Origin of the sequence: Stenotrophomonas sp. LMG 10879, assembly GCF_002750935.1 — a bacterium.
Lineage (GTDB): Bacteria > Pseudomonadota > Gammaproteobacteria > Xanthomonadales > Xanthomonadaceae > Stenotrophomonas > Stenotrophomonas lactitubi_B.
Map to the genome: position 1 here is coordinate 345,447 of NZ_PEJT01000002.1, position 16,898 is coordinate 362,344.

The 16,898-nt window shown below is 63.9% G+C and carries 12 protein-coding genes; 4 read left to right on the forward strand and 8 right to left on the reverse strand.

What is annotated here, in order from left to right; translation table 11 throughout:
* Positions 1 to 142: 142 nt before the first annotated feature.
* From CR919_RS04350 to CR919_RS04360, 3 genes are all read right to left on the reverse strand, one after another.
* Positions 143 to 2,947, reverse strand: a complete 2,805-nt coding sequence (locus CR919_RS04350; RefSeq protein ID WP_099819021.1) for a TonB-dependent receptor — start codon at positions 2,945 to 2,947, stop codon at positions 143 to 145.
* A gap of 388 nt (positions 2,948 to 3,335) precedes the next feature.
* Entirely contained in the window at positions 3,336 to 6,143 is a 2,808-nt protein-coding gene (locus tag CR919_RS04355) for a TonB-dependent receptor (RefSeq protein ID WP_099819022.1), read from the reverse strand.
* 362 nt (positions 6,144 to 6,505) lie between these two features.
* On the reverse strand, positions 6,506 to 9,301 hold the full coding sequence (locus CR919_RS04360; protein WP_099819023.1) for a TonB-dependent receptor: 2,796 nt from the start codon (positions 9,299 to 9,301) through the stop codon (positions 6,506 to 6,508).
* A 216-nt stretch (positions 9,302 to 9,517) separates the two neighbouring features.
* Here CR919_RS04360 and apbC point away from each other — a divergent pair, with 216 nt between their 5' ends.
* A complete protein-coding gene (gene apbC / locus CR919_RS04365) occupies positions 9,518 to 10,372 on the forward strand; it encodes an iron-sulfur cluster carrier protein ApbC (RefSeq protein WP_089236336.1) in 855 nt (284 codons plus the stop codon).
* Between the two features lie 79 nt (positions 10,373 to 10,451).
* Positions 10,452 to 11,018, forward strand: a complete 567-nt coding sequence (gene dcd, locus CR919_RS04370; RefSeq protein ID WP_089236335.1) for a dCTP deaminase — start codon at positions 10,452 to 10,454, stop codon at positions 11,016 to 11,018.
* Between the two features lie 65 nt (positions 11,019 to 11,083).
* Here the strand turns inward: dcd and CR919_RS21165 are convergent, their stop codons facing one another.
* The 3 genes from CR919_RS21165 to CR919_RS04385 are packed head-to-tail and all read right to left on the reverse strand — an operon-like array spanning position 11,084 to position 12,357.
* Positions 11,084 to 11,251: a DUF5668 domain-containing protein gene (locus CR919_RS21165; protein WP_025876120.1), complete on the reverse strand. Its 168-nt coding sequence runs from the start codon at positions 11,249 to 11,251 to the stop codon at positions 11,084 to 11,086.
* 15 nt (positions 11,252 to 11,266) lie between these two features.
* On the reverse strand, positions 11,267 to 11,689 hold the full coding sequence (locus CR919_RS04380) for an HIT family protein (protein ID WP_032975033.1): 423 nt from the start codon (positions 11,687 to 11,689) through the stop codon (positions 11,267 to 11,269).
* A complete protein-coding gene (locus tag CR919_RS04385) occupies positions 11,686 to 12,357 on the reverse strand; it encodes a dienelactone hydrolase family protein (protein ID WP_099819024.1) in 672 nt (223 codons plus the stop codon). The genes CR919_RS04380 and CR919_RS04385 overlap by 4 nt, the downstream gene beginning before the upstream one ends.
* Before the next feature lie 207 nt (positions 12,358 to 12,564).
* Here CR919_RS04385 and rimO point away from each other — a divergent pair, with 207 nt between their 5' ends.
* Both rimO and CR919_RS04395 read left to right on the forward strand, forming a co-directional pair.
* Entirely contained in the window at positions 12,565 to 13,926 is a 1,362-nt protein-coding gene (gene rimO / locus CR919_RS04390; protein ID WP_099819025.1) for a 30S ribosomal protein S12 methylthiotransferase RimO, read from the forward strand.
* Complete coding sequence (locus CR919_RS04395; RefSeq protein WP_099819026.1) at positions 13,923 to 14,741, forward strand: DUF3025 domain-containing protein; 819 nt, start codon at positions 13,923 to 13,925, stop codon at positions 14,739 to 14,741. Before rimO ends, CR919_RS04395 begins: the two co-directional genes overlap by 4 nt.
* A gap of 43 nt (positions 14,742 to 14,784) precedes the next feature.
* Here CR919_RS04395 and greB read toward each other — a convergent pair whose 3' ends face one another.
* On the reverse strand, positions 14,785 to 15,300 hold the full coding sequence (gene greB / locus CR919_RS04400; RefSeq protein WP_099819027.1) for a transcription elongation factor GreB: 516 nt from the start codon (positions 15,298 to 15,300) through the stop codon (positions 14,785 to 14,787).
* A gap of 78 nt (positions 15,301 to 15,378) precedes the next feature.
* The gene (locus tag CR919_RS04405) at positions 15,379 to 16,884 is read right to left on the reverse strand and encodes a helicase HerA-like domain-containing protein (protein ID WP_099819028.1); all 1,506 of its coding nucleotides are present in this window, start codon (positions 16,882 to 16,884) and stop codon (positions 15,379 to 15,381) included.
* Between the last annotated feature and the right edge of the window lie 14 nt (positions 16,885 to 16,898).

The window sequence follows — 16,898 nt, forward strand, 5'->3', positions numbered from 1 at the left end:
TATGAACAAGGTCGAAAGGTAGCAGATCAACGACCTTCCTTGGCAGTGCCGCCGTCGCCCCCCTCCCTCCCGCACCGATGTCGCGCAAAGGAAAGACCCCGCCGGGGCGGGGTCTTCTGTTGTACGCGAACGCGCGGATGGATCAGTGGTTGCCGAACTCGTACTTGGCCTGCACGTAGATGGCCCGCCCGTAGGCGTTGTACAGATAGTTGTTGTACGGCTGGCCGCTGGTGCCGGCGAAGCTGTACCGCTGGTTGTCGGGCAGCTTGTTGAACACGTTGTTGACCATCAGCGACAGGGTCAGGTTGTCCATCGCCCGATAGTTCACGCTCAGGTTGTAGGTGGTGTACGAACCCCACTTGCCGGCCTTGTAGCCGGAGCTGTGGACGTAGTCGTAGCCATTGCCCAGGTAGGCCATGTAGTTCGGCGTCTTGCCGATGTAGTTGGCATACAGGGTGGTGGTCCACTTGTCCTTGGCCCAGCCGATCGAACCGTCGGCGCGCACCTTGGCATACGAGTCGTACACCCACATCGCATACGGGTCGCGCAGCAGGTCCAGGTACTCATCGCCCGGCTGCGGCTGCAGTTCGCGCTTGAGCATGTCGGTGTAGTTGCCGGAGAACTGCAGCGAACCGAAGCGGCCGATGTCCTGCACGTACTTGAAGCTGGCCGTCAGCGCCTGCAGGTTCTGGCTGGCCACGTTCATCTTCGGCGTATAGATCTCGTCGAGCACGCCGGAGGAATCGCGGGTGATCCAATCGGTCACGTTCTGGCAGCTGGCCGAGGTGTTGTTGGTCTGCCCATTGCGGCAGTAGTACTCGGCGAGCAGCAGCTGATCGGAGCTGAGGGTGTTGACCTCGTTCTTGATCTTCCAGTTGTAGTAGTCCACCGACACCGACAGGTTGTTGATCGGAGCCCACACGATGCCGGCGTTCCATACATCGGCGGTGATCGGTTCCAGGTCGGGATTGCCGGACTGGGTGCCGAACACCGACACGCTGTCATACGGGCAACCGGTGGTGTTGGCCGGGTCGTAGCCCAGCTGGCCACAACGGTAGTAGTCGGTGGAACCGTTGGCGTAGTAACCGCTGACACCCTGGAAGGCATCGGACAGGGTGGGCGCGCGGAACGCGGTGCCGTACTTGCCGCGGAACAGCAGGCTGTCGATCGGGCGGAACTCCAGGCCGACGCTGTAGGTCGCCTTGTCGATGGTGTTGCCGCCGATCTTGAAGGCGTCGTAGCGGCCGGAACCGGTCACCGTCAGCGACTCCAGCAACGGCATGCGCAGTTCGCTGGTCACCGCGTAGCTGCTGCGATGGCCGGCGCCGGACACCGCCGTGGTGCCCCACACGCTGCCATCCACCAGGCGGGTGTCGGGCGTGTAATCCCAGCCTTCGCTGCCACCTTCGACCACCACTGCGAAGCCGGCATCGCCGCCGGGCAGCTTGAACAACGAACCGTTGGTGACCTGCGCACGCAACAGGTTCTGCCAGGTGCGGCTCTGGCTGTAGGTGTAGCCGGTGAAGCTCTGGAAATCTCCGCTCGGCAGGGGCGAGTAGAACGCTTCCCAGTCCGGGCTGTAGATGTTGTAGCCGGTGCTGGTGGTACCCAGCACCGGACCCAGCACGCGCTGCTCGAAATAGTCGTTGATCGGATCGTTCCAGCGCACGAAGTTGCGCTCGGTCAGCTTGTACTCGCCGCGGGTGAAGCTTGCGCTGTAGTCCCAGTTGCCGGCCGTGCCGCGACCGCCGAGCGTGACCTGGTAGGCCTTGTTGCGATCGGTGTTCATGATGTCGCGGTAGCCGCCGCCGCCGATGTCCTCCGGCGCGAACACGCGCTGCAGGTTCATGTACTGGCCGCTGTCCTGATCATAGAAGCGGCCCCAGCCGGAGGAGGTGCCCCACCAGGTGTAGCCGGAGCCGGTGGCGTACTTCACTTCTTCCAGGCTGTAGAGCGCGTCGCCGAACAACTGGAAGTTGTCGTTCACATCGAAGGTCATCGAGCTGTAGATCTGCCCGCTTTCCTTGCCGTTCTTGATGGTCTTGTAGCCGGTGCCATACACCGAACCACAGGCCTGGCCGGTCGGGCGGGTGCCGAGCACGGTGGTGCCGTCGAACTGGCCCGCGACGTTGGCGCACAGGTTCGGGTCCATCATCGCGTAGCGGTTGCTGTTGGCCGGCAGCAGCACCAGGAAGTCGTTGGAGACGTACTGCGGGCTGTAGCCGTCGGGATTGTTGACCTTGGTCAGGTCGCGCTGGTAGCCCCAGATCGGGCTGGTCTTTTCGTACTGCACGTTGACCAGCGCATGGAATCGATCATCGACTCCGTTGAAACCGCGCGCCGCACTGACACGCACGCTGTTGCCGCCGCCTTCGGAGTAGGCGCCGCCGCGGACGTTGAGCACGCCGCCATCCATGCGCTCCTTGAGGATGATGTTGACCACGCCGGCGATCGCATCCGAACCGTACAGCGACGACTGGCCGCCCGGCAGGATCTCGATGCGTTCGACGATGTCGATCGGAATGCCGCTGATGTTGTTGAAACTGTCGCTGCCGTTGTACAGCGCCGGATACGAGAGCATCGGGCGGCCGTTGATCAGGTACTTGGTGTAGCCGGGGCTGAGCCCGAACATGCCGGCTGCCTCGGCACCCTGGGTGAACGAAGCGGATGTCTGTCCGCCCTGCAGGCCGCCGGTCGACAGCGAGGACTGCTGCAGGACGTCGGCGACACTGGTGAAGCCGCGGGTCTGGATGTCCTCGGCGGTAACGGTCAGGACCGGGGTGTGGTTCTCGATCTGCGTCTGCGGGATCAGTGAACCGGTGACGGTGACGCGGTCAAGCTGGGTTGGCCCGTTGTCCTGCGCGTGGACTGCACCGGAGGCGAGCAGGGTGCCGATCAGGGCGAGGGTCAAGGGGTGACGCGAAGGCGTGGAACGATGGCGAGACATGATGGATCCCCGTGTGAGCGATGTCGTCTGGCTGATGTCCTCCCTGACATCTTCATGACCTGTTCAGTTGCAATCCGTTCAGCCGGACCGTAACACGACGTTCACGCTGTCAAAATGAGGCCGTCACACGGATGTGCAAGGTATTTCCGGAAAATTCCTTTGCAATCAACCAATAAGCAGGTTTGTCTGGGAATGTTTCAAAATGTTGCGGTGCAGAACAGTATCGGTCAGTAACAAGTTTCTGCTTTTGATTCAAAGGCTTAGAGAGGTCCTAGGGGGCTTTTCAATTAATTAATTTATGGGACTTTCAACTCTTGCCCGTCTCAATTCGCATGCATGAAAAAAGGCCCCGCCGAAGCGGGGCCTTTGGGTACCTCGGGACCGGCGCTTACTTCTTGCCGAACTCGTACTTGGCCTGCACGTAGACCGCACGGCCGTACGGGTTGTAGATGTTGCTGTTGTATGGCGCACCGATGTTGCCGGCGTAGCTGTGGGCCTGGCCGTCGGGCATCTTGTTGAACACGTTGTTGACCATCATCGACAGGGTCAGGTTGTCCATCGCCTGGTAGTTCACGCTCAGGTTGTAGGTGGTGTACGAGCCCCACTTGCCGGCCTCGTACCCAGACGGATGCACGTAGTCGTAGCCCTTGCCCAGGTACGCCATGCGGTTGGGCGTCTTGCCGATATAGTTGAAGTACAGGGTGGTGGTCCACTTGTCCTTCGCCCAGCCCACCGCACCATCTGCGCGCACCTTGGCGTACTGGTCGTAGTTCCACATCGCGTACGGGTCACGCAGCAGGTCCAGGTAATCGTCGCCCGGCTGCGGCTGCAGTTCGCGCTTGATCATGTTGGTGTAGTTGCTGGAGAACTGCAGCGCACCGAAGCGGCCGATGTCCTGCACGTACTTGAAGCTGGCCGTCACCGCCTGCAGGTTCTGGCTGGCGATGTTCATCTTCGGCGTGTAGATCTGCTCCAGCTTGCCGGTGCCGTCACGGGTGATCCAGTCGCTCACGTTCTGGCAGCTGGCCGAGGTGTTGTTGGTCTGGCCGTTGCGGCAGTAGTACTCGGCCAGCAGCAACTGGTCGGAACTGAGGGTGTTGACCTCGTTCTTGATCTTCCAGTTGTAGTAGTCCACCGACACCGACAGGTTGTTGATGGGGGCCCACACGATGCCTGCGTTCCAGACGTCGGCGGTGATCGCTTCCAGATCGGGGTTGCCGGACTGTTCGCCGAACACCGACTCGTTGGCGTACGGGCACCCGACGGTGTCGCTGGGGTTGAAGCCAAGCTGGCCACAGCGGTAGTAGTCGACCGAACTGTTGGCGTAGTAACCGCTGCGGCCCTGGAACGCGTCGGACAGGCTGGGCGCGCGGAAGGCAGTGCCGTACTTGCCGCGGAACAGCAGGCTTTCAATGGGACGGAATTCCACACCGATGCTGTAGGTCGACTTGTCGACGGTCTTGTCGGCGATCTTGAACGCGTCGTAGCGGCCGGAGGCGGTCACGGTCAGTGACTCCAGCAGCGGCATGCGCAGCTCGCTGGTCAGCGCGTAGTTGCTGCGATGGCCGGCGCCGGCGACCGAGGTGGTGCCCCACACGCTGCCATCGAGCAGGCGCTGGTCCGGCGTATACGACCAGCCTTCGCTGCCGGCTTCGGCGACCACGGCCAAGCCCGCATCGCCACCGGGCAGCTTGAACAGCGAACCGTTGGTGATCTGCGCGCGGCCCAGGTTCTGCCAGGTGCGGCTCTTGTTGTAGGTGAAGCCGGTGAAGGTCTGGAAATCACCTGCCGGCAGCGGCGAATAGAACGCGCCCCAGTTCGGGTTGTAGATGTTGTAGCCGTCGTCGCTGACGCCCAGTACCGGACCCAGCACGCGGTCTTCGAAGTAGCTGTCGATCTCGTTGGCCCAGCGCGCGAAGCTGCGCTCGGTCAGCTTGTACTCGCCGCGGCTGAAGCTGGCGCTGTAATCCCAGTTGCCGACGTTGCCACGACCACCGAGGGTGACCTGGTAGGCCTTGTTGCGATCGGTGCTCATGATGTCGCGGTAGCCGGCGGCGCTGATGTCCTCTGGCGCGAACGCGCGCTGCAGGTTCATGTATTCGCCACTGGCCTGGTCGACGAACGCACCGAAGCCGACATCGCTGCCCCAGAAGGCATAGCCCGAACCGGCGTTGTACTGCACCTCTTCCAGGCTGTACAGCGCATCGGCGAACAGCTGGAAGTTGTCGTTGACGTCGAAGGACATCGACGAATAGATCTGGCTGCTTTCCTTGCCGTTCTTCAGGGTCTTGTAGCCGGCACTGAAGGGCGAACCACAGGATTCACCGGTGGCTCGCGTGCCCAGTACGGTGGTGCCGCCGAACTGGCCGGCTACGTTGGCGCAGCGGGTCGGGTCCATCATCACGTAAGCGTTCTGCTGGCCCGGCAGGTAGACCAGGAAGTCGTTGGTCGGCACCTGCGGCGTATAGCCCTTGGTGTTGTTCTGCTTGGTCAGGTCACGCTGGTAACCCCAGATCGGGCTGCTCTTCTCGTACTGCACGTTGACCAGCGCGTGGAAGCGGTCATCGAAGGCGTTGAAGCCATGCGCGCCACTGACGCGGAAATCGTTGCCGCCGCCCTCGGTGTGACCGCCGCCGCGCACGTTCAGCACGCCGCCGTCCATGCGGTCCTTGAGGATGATGTTGACCACACCGGCGATCGCGTCCGAGCCGTACAGCGACGACTGGCCACCGGGCAGGATCTCGATGCGCTCGACGATGTCGATCGGGATGCCGCTGAGGTTGTTGAAGGTGTCGCTGCCGTTGTAGAGGGCAGGGTAGGACAGCATCGGCCGTCCATTTATCAGGTATTTGGTGTAGCTCGGGCTGAGGCCGAACATGCCCGAGGCTTCAGCGCCCTGGGTGAACGAAGCCGAGGTCTGGCCGCCCTGCAGGCCGCCGGTGGTCAGCGAGTTCTGCTGCAGCACCTCGGCCACGCTGGTGAAGCCGCGGGTCTGGATGTCCTCGGCGGTGACGGTCAGGACCGGCGTGTGGTTCTCGATCTGCGTCTGCGGGATCAGTGAGCCGGTGACGGTCACGCGTCCGAGATCGGTGGGCGTGTTGTCCTGGGCGAGCGCGATTGCGCTGCTGCTGGCCAGGATCAGGCCGCTGAGGACGGCGCGGGTGAGCGGGTGACGCGGAAAGCCATTGCGAGACATGCGGTACTCCGTGTGGTCGTGAGAAACGCGTTTTCCCTTTCCTGGGAACTCATGGATTGTTCAGCAGCCTGCAGACACAGAAGGGCGGCGTTTTTCGAACGTAACACACGCTTAACTTGTTTTTCGCGGACTTGTCGCGCTCTCGCAATGGCTCGTTGCGAGTTAATAAAAACATCTTTAAAAACAATATATTGCGATATTGGTACGAATTTGCCGATTGTGGCTTAATGAATAATGCGTAAATGGTTGATGGGTTAACAATCGGGATATTCATGCGCTGATCGATGCACATGCGCCGCCCCAAAAAAAAGGCCCCGCCGAAGCGGGGCCTGGTCCGGAATCAAACCCGGAAAACGACGGGATTACTTGCCGAAGTCGTACTTGGCCTGCACGTACACGGTGCGGCCGTAGACGTTGTACAGGTAGTTGTTGAACGGCGTGCCGGAGGTTCCCTGGTAGCTGTGGGCCTGCTGCTCGGGCATCTTGTTGAACACGTTGTTGACCATCAGCGACAGGGTCAGGTCATCCTGCACGCGGTAGTTCACGCTCAGGTTGTAGGTGGTGTACGAAGCCCACTTGCCTGCCTTGTAGCCCGACGCGGTGTGGGTGTACTCGTAGCCGTTCAGGCCCGCCAGGTAGTTCGGGGTGTGGCCGATGTAGTTGGCGTACAGCGTGGTGGTCCACTTGTCCAGCGACCAGGCTACCGACGCGTCGGAACGGACCTTGGCGTAGCTGTCGTAGTTCCACATCGACTTCGGGTTGCCCAGCAGGTCCTGGAAGTCCTCGCCCGGCTGCGCCTGCACTTCACGCTTGAGCATGTTGGTGTAGTTGCCCGAGAACTGCAGCGAACCGAAGCGACCGATGTCCTGCAGGTACTTGAAGCCGACGGTCACGGCCTGCAGGTTCTGGCGGGCCACGTTCATCTTCGGGGTGTACAGCGAGCTCAGGTTGCCGGCCGAATCACGGGTGACCCAGTCAGCCACGTTCTGGCAGGTGGCCGAGGAGCCGTTCGGCAGGCCGTTGCGGCAGTAGTACTCGGCCAGCAGCAGCTGGTCGGTGCTGGCCGTATCGACTTCGTTCTCGATCTTCCAGTTGTAGTAGTCGGCCGAGATCGACAGGTTCGCCATCGGCGCCCAGACGATGCCCGCATTCCAGACGTCGGCGGTGATCGGCTCCAGGTCCGGGTTGCCGGCACGCTCGGAGTAGACCGAAACGCTGTCCGCGTAGCGGCAGGCGTCGGTGTTGCCCGGCACGTAGCCCAGCTCGCCGCAACGGTAGTAGTCGGTGGAGTTGGCGGCGTAATAGCCGCTGCGGCCCTGGAACGCGTCGGGCAGGGTCGGCGCGCGGAAGGCGGTGCCGTACTTGCCGCGGAACAGCAGGCTTTCGATCGGACGGAACTCGACACCCACGCTGTAGGTGGCCTTGTCGACGGTGTTGTCGGCGATCTTGAAGGCGTCATAGCGACCGGAAGCGGTCACCGTCAGCGACTCCAGCAGCGGCATGCGCAGCTCGCTGGTCACCGCGTAGTTGCTGCGATGGCCGTTGCCGGCAACAGCCGACGAGCCCCACACGTCGCCGTCCAGCAGGCGCTGGTCGGGGCTGTAGTCCCAACCTTCGCTGCCGCCTTCGACGACCACGGCCAGGCCGGCATCACCGCCCGGCAGCGAGAACAGCGAGCCGTTGGTGACCTGCGCGCGTGCCAGGTTCTGCCAGGTGCGGCTGTGGTTGGTGGTGTAACCGGTGAAGCCAGCGAAGTCTTCCGGCGAGATCGGCGAGTAGAACGCGCCCCAGTTGGTGTTGTAGATGCCGAAGCCATCCTTGGTGCCCAGCTGCGGGCCCAGCACCTTGTCGGCGAAGTAGCTGTTGATGGCATTGCCGAAGCGCTGGAACTTGCTCTCATCCAGGCGGTATTCGCCACGGGTGAAGCTCAGGCTGTAATCCCAGTTGCCGACCGCGCCCTTGCCGCCCAGGGTGACCTGGTAGGCACGGCTCTTGTCGTTGTTCAGGATGCCCTTGTAGCCTTCGCCGCCGATGTCTTCCGGAGCGAACGCGCGCTGCAGGTTGACCAGCTTGCCCGACGCCTGGTCGTAGAAGCCGCCCATGCCGCTCTTGGTGCCCCACCACAGGTAGTTCGAGCCCGAGGTGTATTCGGTCTTTTCCTTGCTGTAGAGCACGTCGGCGAACAGCTGGAAGTTGTCGTTCACGTCGAAGGTCATCGACGAGTAGAACTGGCCGCTGTCCTTGCCGTTCTTCAGGGTCTTGTAGCCGGCGCCGAACACCGAACCGCAGGACTGGCCGGTCGGACGGTTGGCCAGCACGGTGGTGCCATCGAACTGGCCGGCAACGTTGGCGCAGTTGCTCGGGTCCATCATGTACAGCGCGTTGGTCTTGGCGTCGATGACGGCGAAGTCGTTCGACGGCAGCTGCGCGGTGTAACCGTGGGTGTTGTTCTGCTTGGTCAGGTCACGCTGGTAGCCCCAGATCGGGTTGCTGCTTTCGATCTGCACGTTGACCAGTGCATTGAAGCGGTCGTCCAGCGCCGAGAAGCCGTGTGCGCCGCTGATGCGGAAGCTGTTGCCGCCGCCTTCGGTGGAGGTGCCGCCACGCACGGACAGGCTGCCGCCTTCCATGTGGTCCTTCAGGATGATGTTGACCACGCCGGCGATCGCATCCGAACCGTACAGGGAGGACTGGCCGCCCGGCAGGACTTCGATGCGCTCGACGATGTCGATCGGAATGCCGCTGATGTTGTTGAACGCGTCGCCACCGTTGTACAGCGCCGGGTAGGACATCATCGGGCGGCCGTTGATCAGGTACTTGGTGTAACCCGGATTCAGGCCGAACATGCCAGCGGCTTCAGCGCCCTGGGTGAACGAAGCGGAGGTCTGGCCGCCCTGGATGCCGCCGGTGGTCAGCGAGGACTGCTGCAGCACTTCGGCGACGCTGTTGAAGCCGCGCGACTGGATGGCTTCAGCGCTGATGGTCATGACCGGGGTCTGGGTTTCAACCTGGGTCTGCGGGATCAGCGAGCCGGTGACGGTGATCTTGTCCAGGTTGGTGGCCTTGTCCTGGGCCATTGCCGGCGAGGCGGCAACCAGGGCGGAGATCAAGGCGACAGCGAGGGTGTTGCGACGTGCGGAATTGCGAAGGTCTTTCATGTAGTTCCGTTCAGAGAGCAAATACGAGTACGGCACTGCGCATGCGCCATCGTGCGTGCTGTAGAACCAGCGACGCAGCCCAAAACCAGTGCTTAGCGAACGTAACATGAACTTAACAATCTGTGCACGAATCTGTAGCAATCCTGAATTTCAGTCAGCGTACGTCCAGCTTGTATGATGTTGGGTTCTTCTTATCGATTCACCCCGGAGTCCGCAGTGAACAGTTCTTCCCGTCGTCCGCATGCCAGCCAGGTGCAGAAGGGACTGGCGCCGCATGCGCGCATCCGCAACGTGATCGCGGTGGGCTCGGGAAAGGGTGGGGTGGGCAAGTCGACCACGGCGGTCAACCTCGCCGTTGCCCTGCAGCAGCTGGGTGCGCGCGTCGGCGTGCTTGATGCGGACATCTACGGCCCCAGCGTGCCGGCGATGCTCGGCCTGTCCGGCCGCCCGGAGAGCCCGGACAACAAGAGCATCGAGCCGATGCGTGCGTTCGGCGTGGACACCATGTCGATCGGTTATCTGGTCGAGGACGAGACACCGCTGATCATGCGTGCACCGCGCGCGACGGCGGCGCTGACCCAGCTGTTCGAAGACACGCTGTGGGACGACCTGGACTACCTGCTGATCGACCTGCCGCCGGGTACCGGCGACATCCAGCTGACGCTGGTGCAGAAGATTCCGCTGGCCGGCGCGGTGATCGTCACCACGCCGCAGGACATCGCCACGCTGGACGCGAAGAAGGCGCTGAAGATGTTCGAGAAGGTCGAAGTGCCGGTGCTGGGCGTGGTCGAGAACATGGCCGTGCATACCTGCAGCAACTGCGGGCACGTGGAGCACCTGTTCGGCGAGGGTGGTGGCGAGCGCATGGCGGCGCAGTACGGGGTACCGCTGCTGGGGTCGCTGCCGCTGCAGATCGGCATCCGCGAGCAGGGTGACGCCGGTACCCCGATCACCGCCGCGCAGCCGGATTCGGCCGCGGCCCAGGCCTACCATCGCGCTGCCCAGCGTCTGGTCGAGGAGGTGGGCAAGCGCCCTCGCGCCTCGATCCCGATCCTGTCCTCGCTGCTGTAAGGGCCCGCCGGCGGGGCTGCGGCGGCGACGCCCGGCCCCCTGCTAGAATCCTCGCGCCCCCTTGCACCCAGGACAGAGCATGAGCATCAAGAGTGACCGTTGGATCCGCCAGATGTCCGAACAGCACGGCATGATCGAGCCGTACGAGGCTGGGCAGGTCAAGCAGGTCAACGGCGAGCGCATCGTCAGCTACGGCACCTCCAGCTACGGCTACGACGTGCGCTGCTCGCGCGAGTTCAAGGTGTTCACCAACATCAACTCGACGATCGTCGACCCCAAGCATTTCGATCCGGGCAGCTTCGTCGACATCGTTGGCGATGAGTGCATCATTCCGCCGAACAGCTTCGCGCTGGCCCGCACGGTCGAATATTTCCGCATTCCGCGCGACACCCTGGTCGTGTGCCTGGGCAAGAGCACCTATGCGCGCTGCGGCATCATCGTCAACGTGACCCCGCTGGAGCCGGAGTGGGAAGGTCATGTGACCCTGGAGTTCAGCAACACCACGCCGCTGCCGGCGCGCATCTACGCCAACGAAGGCGTGGCGCAGATGCTGTTCTTCCAGTCCGATGAAGTGTGCGAGACCTCGTACAAGGACCGTGGCGGCAAGTACCAGGGCCAGACCGGCGTGACTCTGCCGCGCACCTGAAGGGGGCGCCGGGCGATGCCCGGCGTTCTGCGTGATCACGAAGGCGGCGCATGCGCCGCCTTTGCTTATTTGCCGCGACCGAACAGGATCGCGATGCCCACGGCCACCAGGCCGAGCGGCCACCAGGTCAGCAGCAGGCGCGACAGGTTCAGGTTGGTCCAGCCCAGATTGCTGGCCAGCATGAACAGGCCGATCAGGATCAGCAGGATGGCGGCGACGATATTGAATCGCATCGGGTCGGCACTGGCTCAGGAATGGGCCGGATATCCTAGCCGTTCCTTCCAGTAGGCGACATGCTGGTCCAGTGCGGCCGGTTCATAGCGGTGCGCCGGGCCGCTGCCCCAGACCGGTCCCGGCCACGCCGGATCGCCGTCGTGGCGGCCGATCACGTGGAAATGCAGCTGGCGCACGATATTGCCCAGCGCGCCGATGTTGATCTTCTCCACCCCGTCGGAACCGTGCAGCGCCTTGCAGGCGCGGTTGAGCTCGGTGCGCAGCTTGTCCTGCTGCTCGCCGTCCAGCTCGATCCACTCGGTCACCCCGGCCAGGCGCGGCACCAGGACCAGCCAGGGGAATCGTTCGTCGTTCATCAGTCGCACTTGCGACAACGGGCCTTCAGCCACCAGCACGCTATCGGTGGCCAGGCGTGAATCGAGTTCGAAATCGCTCATCCAAGATGCTCCGAGAAGAAGTCCAGGGTGCGTTGCAGCGCCAGGGCGGCGCTGTCTGGATCATACGCATGTCCGACCTCGCGGTTGAAGGCATGGTCGGCTGGATAGACGAAGGTCGCCATCTGCGGCAGCTTCTCGCGGTGGGCCTGGATCGCCTCCGGCGGGATGCTCTTGTCCTGCGCGCCGAAGTGGAACATCACCGGGGCCTTCGGCGTTTCATCCAGGAACTGCACGTTGCGTGCCCCGTAGTAGCTCACCGAGGGCAGGCCCAGGCGCAGCGCGGACAGCAGCGCGACGCTGCCGCCCCAGCAGTAGCCGACCGTGCCCACCTTGCCGTGCGGCGCCAGCCGGGTGGCTGCGGCGCGGACCACTTCCAGCGCCTTTTCCATGCCCAGGTCGGTGACCCGTTGCAGGCCATCCTTCACGCCTTCGGGGGTATAGGGCAGGGCATCCGGATCGGCCTCGGGGCCGTCCACCAGGTCGAAGAATGACGGTGCCAGCACCGCGTAGCCCTCGGCCGCGAAACGTTCGGCCACGTTGCGGATATGCGGGTTGGCGCCGAAGATTTCCTGCACCACCACCAGTGCGCCGCGGGGTTTGCCCTCGAGCAGTGCCTGCCAGGCGCGGACCGGGCCGTAATGCGTGTCCAGGGTGATCCATTCGGACATCGGGGGGTACCTCGTTGCAGGGGGACAGGCGTGCATTGTCGGTGCTGGGCGGGTTAGCGCGATGTCAGCGGCTGTGCGGGATCGGGCGGCTCACACGATTCAGAGGCCGCCGCCCAACCCCGGTATACTGGCGCCCTTTCAGGCCCCGGCCCCCAGGTTCCCCTGCCATGCCGGCAGGGGCCCAGGCCCCCAGAGTCCCGCGATTCCATGTCCCAGCTGAACCCCAAAGTCGGCTTCGTCAGCCTTGGCTGCCCGAAGGCCCTCGTCGATTCCGAGCGCATCCTCACCCAGCTGCGGTCGGAAGGTTACGACATCGTCCCGTCCTACGATTCGGCCGACGTGGTGGTGGTCAACACCTGTGGCTTCATCGATTCGGCGGTGACCGAATCGCTGGATGCCATCGGCGAGGCGATGAACCAGAACGGCAAGGTGATCGTCACCGGCTGCCTGGGCAAGCGCCCGGAGCAGATCCGTGAGGCGTACCCGAACGTGCTGGCGGTGTCCGGGCCGCAGGATTACCAGAGCGTGATGGAAGCCGTGCACGCCGCGCTGCCGCCCAAGCACGACCCGTTCGTGGATCTGGTGCCGGACTACGGCATCAAGCTGACCCCGCGCCACTACGCCTACCTGAAGATTTCCGAGGGCTGCAACCACCATTGCAGCTTCTGCATCATCCCCTCGATGCGCGGCAAGCTGGTGTCGCGTCCGGTGGACGAGGTGCTGCGCGAAGCCGAGCGCCTGGTGCGTGGCGGCGTGCGCGAACTGCTGGTGGTTTCGCAGGACACCTCGGCCTACGGCGTGGATGTGAAGTACGCCGAGAAGATGTGGCGCGACAAGGCCTACCAGACCCGCCTGAAGGCACTGTGCGAAGGTTTGTCCGAACTGGATGCCTGGGTGCGCATGCACTACGTCTATCCGTATCCGCACGTCGATGACGTGGTGCCGCTGATGGCCGAGAACCGGATCCTGCCGTACCTGGACATCCCGTTCCAGCACGCCAGCCCGCGCATCCTGCGCCTGATGAAGCGTCCCGGTGCGGTCGAGAAGACCCTGGAGCGCGTGCAGAACTGGCGCCGCATCGCGCCGGACATCACCGTGCGTTCCACCTTCATCGTCGGTTTCCCGGGCGAGACCGAGGCCGAGTTCGAAGAGCTGTTGTCCTTCCTCGACGAAGCGCAGCTGGACCGCGTGGGTGCATTCGCCTATTCGCCCGTCGAGGGCGCTACGGCCAACAACCTGCCGGACGCGGTGCCGGAAGAAGTGAAGCAGGAACGACTGGCGCGCTTCATGGAAAAGCAGGCGCAGATTTCGGCCTCGCGGCTGGAAGCCAAGATCGGCACGGTGCAGCAATGCCTGGTCGATGCCATCGAAGGCGATATCGCCGTGGCTCGTTCCAAGGCCGATGCGCCGGAGATCGACGGCCTGGTGCATATCCAGAACGCCGACCAGGTGGCGCTGCGCGTGGGTGAGTTCGTCGACGTGGAAATCACCGAGAGCGACGAGCACGACCTCTACGGCGATGCACTGCCGCCGACCACGCGCGCGGCCTTCGACCTCAAGGTGCTGTGACCGGGGCGGAGGCTGCTGATGGCGGCCCCCGCCGATTCGTGGCACCGCTGCGCGCGGCGGTGGATCGGTCTGCGTTCGATCATCCGCTGTTTGCCGGTATCGCCACGTTCGGTGATCTGCTGACGGCAGCGGACTGGCCAGGCGTGGTCGATCTGGACGCGCGCCTGACGCTGCCGGGCAAGCGCCTTGTTGAACAGGATGCGGCGTTGCTGGCCGACGGCCTGCACTACGAAACGCGCATTGCCGACGGGCGCATTGCAACCCGCGCGGGCAACTGGCACGACCTGTTCAATGCCTTGGTCTGGGCACGCTACCCGTCGATCAAGCGCGCACTCAACACGCAGCAATGCCGGCACATCGAGCGCATGGCCGCCGGACAGCGCAACCGCGCGCAGGCCGCGCTGACCCAGTTCGATGAAACCGGCGTGGTGGTGCGGGTGCGCGACCGGGCATTGCTGGCAGCCTGGGATGCTCACGATTGGCGCGCGTTGTTCGAACCCATCCATTGGCAGTCAGGGCGGATCGCCATTGCCGCTGTATTTGGTCATGCCTTGATGGAACAGGCGCTGCTGCCGGGCCGGCTGCTGGTGGGAAAATGCATCGTGCTGCAGGGCGATGAAGATGCGGACTGCGTCGGCGCGGTCGCGCAGGCCATCGACGAGGGCAGGGTGCTGCTCGACCCTCTGGAGCTGCGGCCGTTGCCATTGGCGGGCATTCCGGGCTGGCACACCGATCAGACACCAGCCTTCTACACGAACGACGATTACTTCCGCCCACTGCGCGAAGGCCGTCGTTACCCGCCGCCGCTGCTGTAGAGCGCAACCCATGCGCGGCTGAGCGCCACTGCCCGCTGGAGGCTCAGCCCTTGGCCGCAGTCTCGTACTCGACATCGATCACCGCAAAGGTGTGATGGCCACTGGGCAGTTCCACCGAAAACTCATCATCCAGGCGCTTCTTCAACAAGGCCCGCGCCAACGGTGAATCGATGCTGATCCAGCCCAGTCCTGCGTCGGTCTCATCCGGCCCGACGATGCGGTAGCGGCTGGTCTGGCCGCTGTCCACGTTCTCCAGTTCCACCCAGGCACCGAAGAACACCGCTTGCGGATCGGTCGGCGTGGTGTCGACCACGCGCAGTGATTCCAGACGCTTGGTCAGGTAGCGCACGCGTCGATCAATCTCGCCCAGCTGCTTCTTGCGGTAGGTGTATTCGGCATTTTCCGAGCGATCACCCTCTGCCGCTGCGGCGGCCAGCGCTTTCACCACTTCGGGTCGGCGCACACGCCACAGGTCATCCAGCTCGGCCTTCAAGCGTGCATGGCCGGCGGCGGTGATCAGCGCGGTGCTCTTTTCTGCAGGGGGACGCCAACGCGACATGTAATACGGCTTCTCGTACGGAATGAAACAACGACGGCGCGCCCTTGCCGGCGCGCCGCGGAGGTACTGGCGGGGTTCTCAGCGCTTGCCGCCGAAGATGCCACCCAGGATGCCGCGCACGATCTGGTTGCCCAGCTTGGTACCGACCGTACGCGTGGTCTGCTTGGCCATCGTCTCGATCATGCCCTGGCGGCGCTTGGTGCCGAAAATAGCGTCCTTGATCGACTGCCCGAAGCCACCTTCCTGCGCCTCGTCCTGTTCACGGCTGCGCGCAGCCGGCGCATCGGTTTTCTCGACGGCCTTCTGCGCGCGCTGCGCCAGCAGTTCGGCGGCCGATTCGCGGTTGATGGCGGTGTCGTAGCGCGTGCCGACCGGGCTGCCTGCACGCACCTGCGTACGTTCGGTGTCGGTGACCGGTCCCATGCGGCAGCGCGGCGGGGCGATCATCGTCTGCTGCACCGGCATCGGCACGCCCTTGTCCTGCAGGGTGGACACCAGCGCTTCGCCAGTGCCGAGCTGGCTGAGCACCTTCACCACATCCAGCTTGGGGTTCGGCACGAAGGTCTCGGCGGCGGTCTTCACCGCCTTCTGGTCGCGCGGGGTGAAAGCGCGCAACGCGTGCTGCACGCGGTTGCCGAGCTGGCCGAGGATGTTGGCCGGCACGTCGTCGGGGAACTGCGAGCAGAAGTACACGCCCACGCCCTTGGAACGGATCAGCCGCACCACCTGTTCGATGCGCTGGACCAGTGCGGGCGGTGCATCGTCGAACAGCAGGTGCGCTTCGTCGAAGATGAAGACCAGCTTCGGCTTGTCGAGGTCGCCCACTTCCGGCAGCTGCTCGAACAGCTCCGACAACAGCCACAGCAGGAAGGTGGAGTACAGCTTGGGCTTGAGCACCAGCTGGTCGGCGGCCAGGATGCCGATGACACCGCGGCCATCATGGTTGACCCGCATGATGTCGGCCAGTTCCAGCGCCGGTTCGCCGAAGAAATGCTCGCCGCCGTCCTGCGCCAGGCGCAGCAGGGCGCGCTGGATGGCGGCAACCGATTGCGCGCTGACCAGGCCGTACTCGGTGGAGATGTCCTTGCGCTCCTCGGCCACCAGGCCGAGCAGGGCGCGCAGGTCGTCCATGTCCAGCAGCAGCAGGCCGCGGTCATCGGCCAGCTTGAACACGATGTCGAGCACGCCGGCCTGGGTGTCGTTCAATTCCAGGATGCGTGCCAGCAGGGTCGGGCCCATCTCGCTCACGGTTGTGCGCACCGGGTGGCCGAGCTTGCCGTACAGATCCCAGAACACGGTGGGGCTGGCCGCCGGGGCATAGTCGCCCACGCCGATCTCGGCCGCGCGCTTGAGCAGGTTCTCGGCGCCGGTACCCGGCACGGCCAGGCCGGAGACATCGCCCTTCACATCGGCCAGGAACACCGGCACCCCGATCCGTGAAAAGCCCTCGGCCAGGGTCATCAGGGTCACGGTCTTGCCGGTGCCGGTAGCGCCGGCCACCAGCCCATGGCGGTTGCCGAGTTTCGGCAGCAGGGTGACAGCCACATCGTCGGTGATGCCTTTGCCGAGCAGAATCGGATCCATGGTCCAGCCCTTGT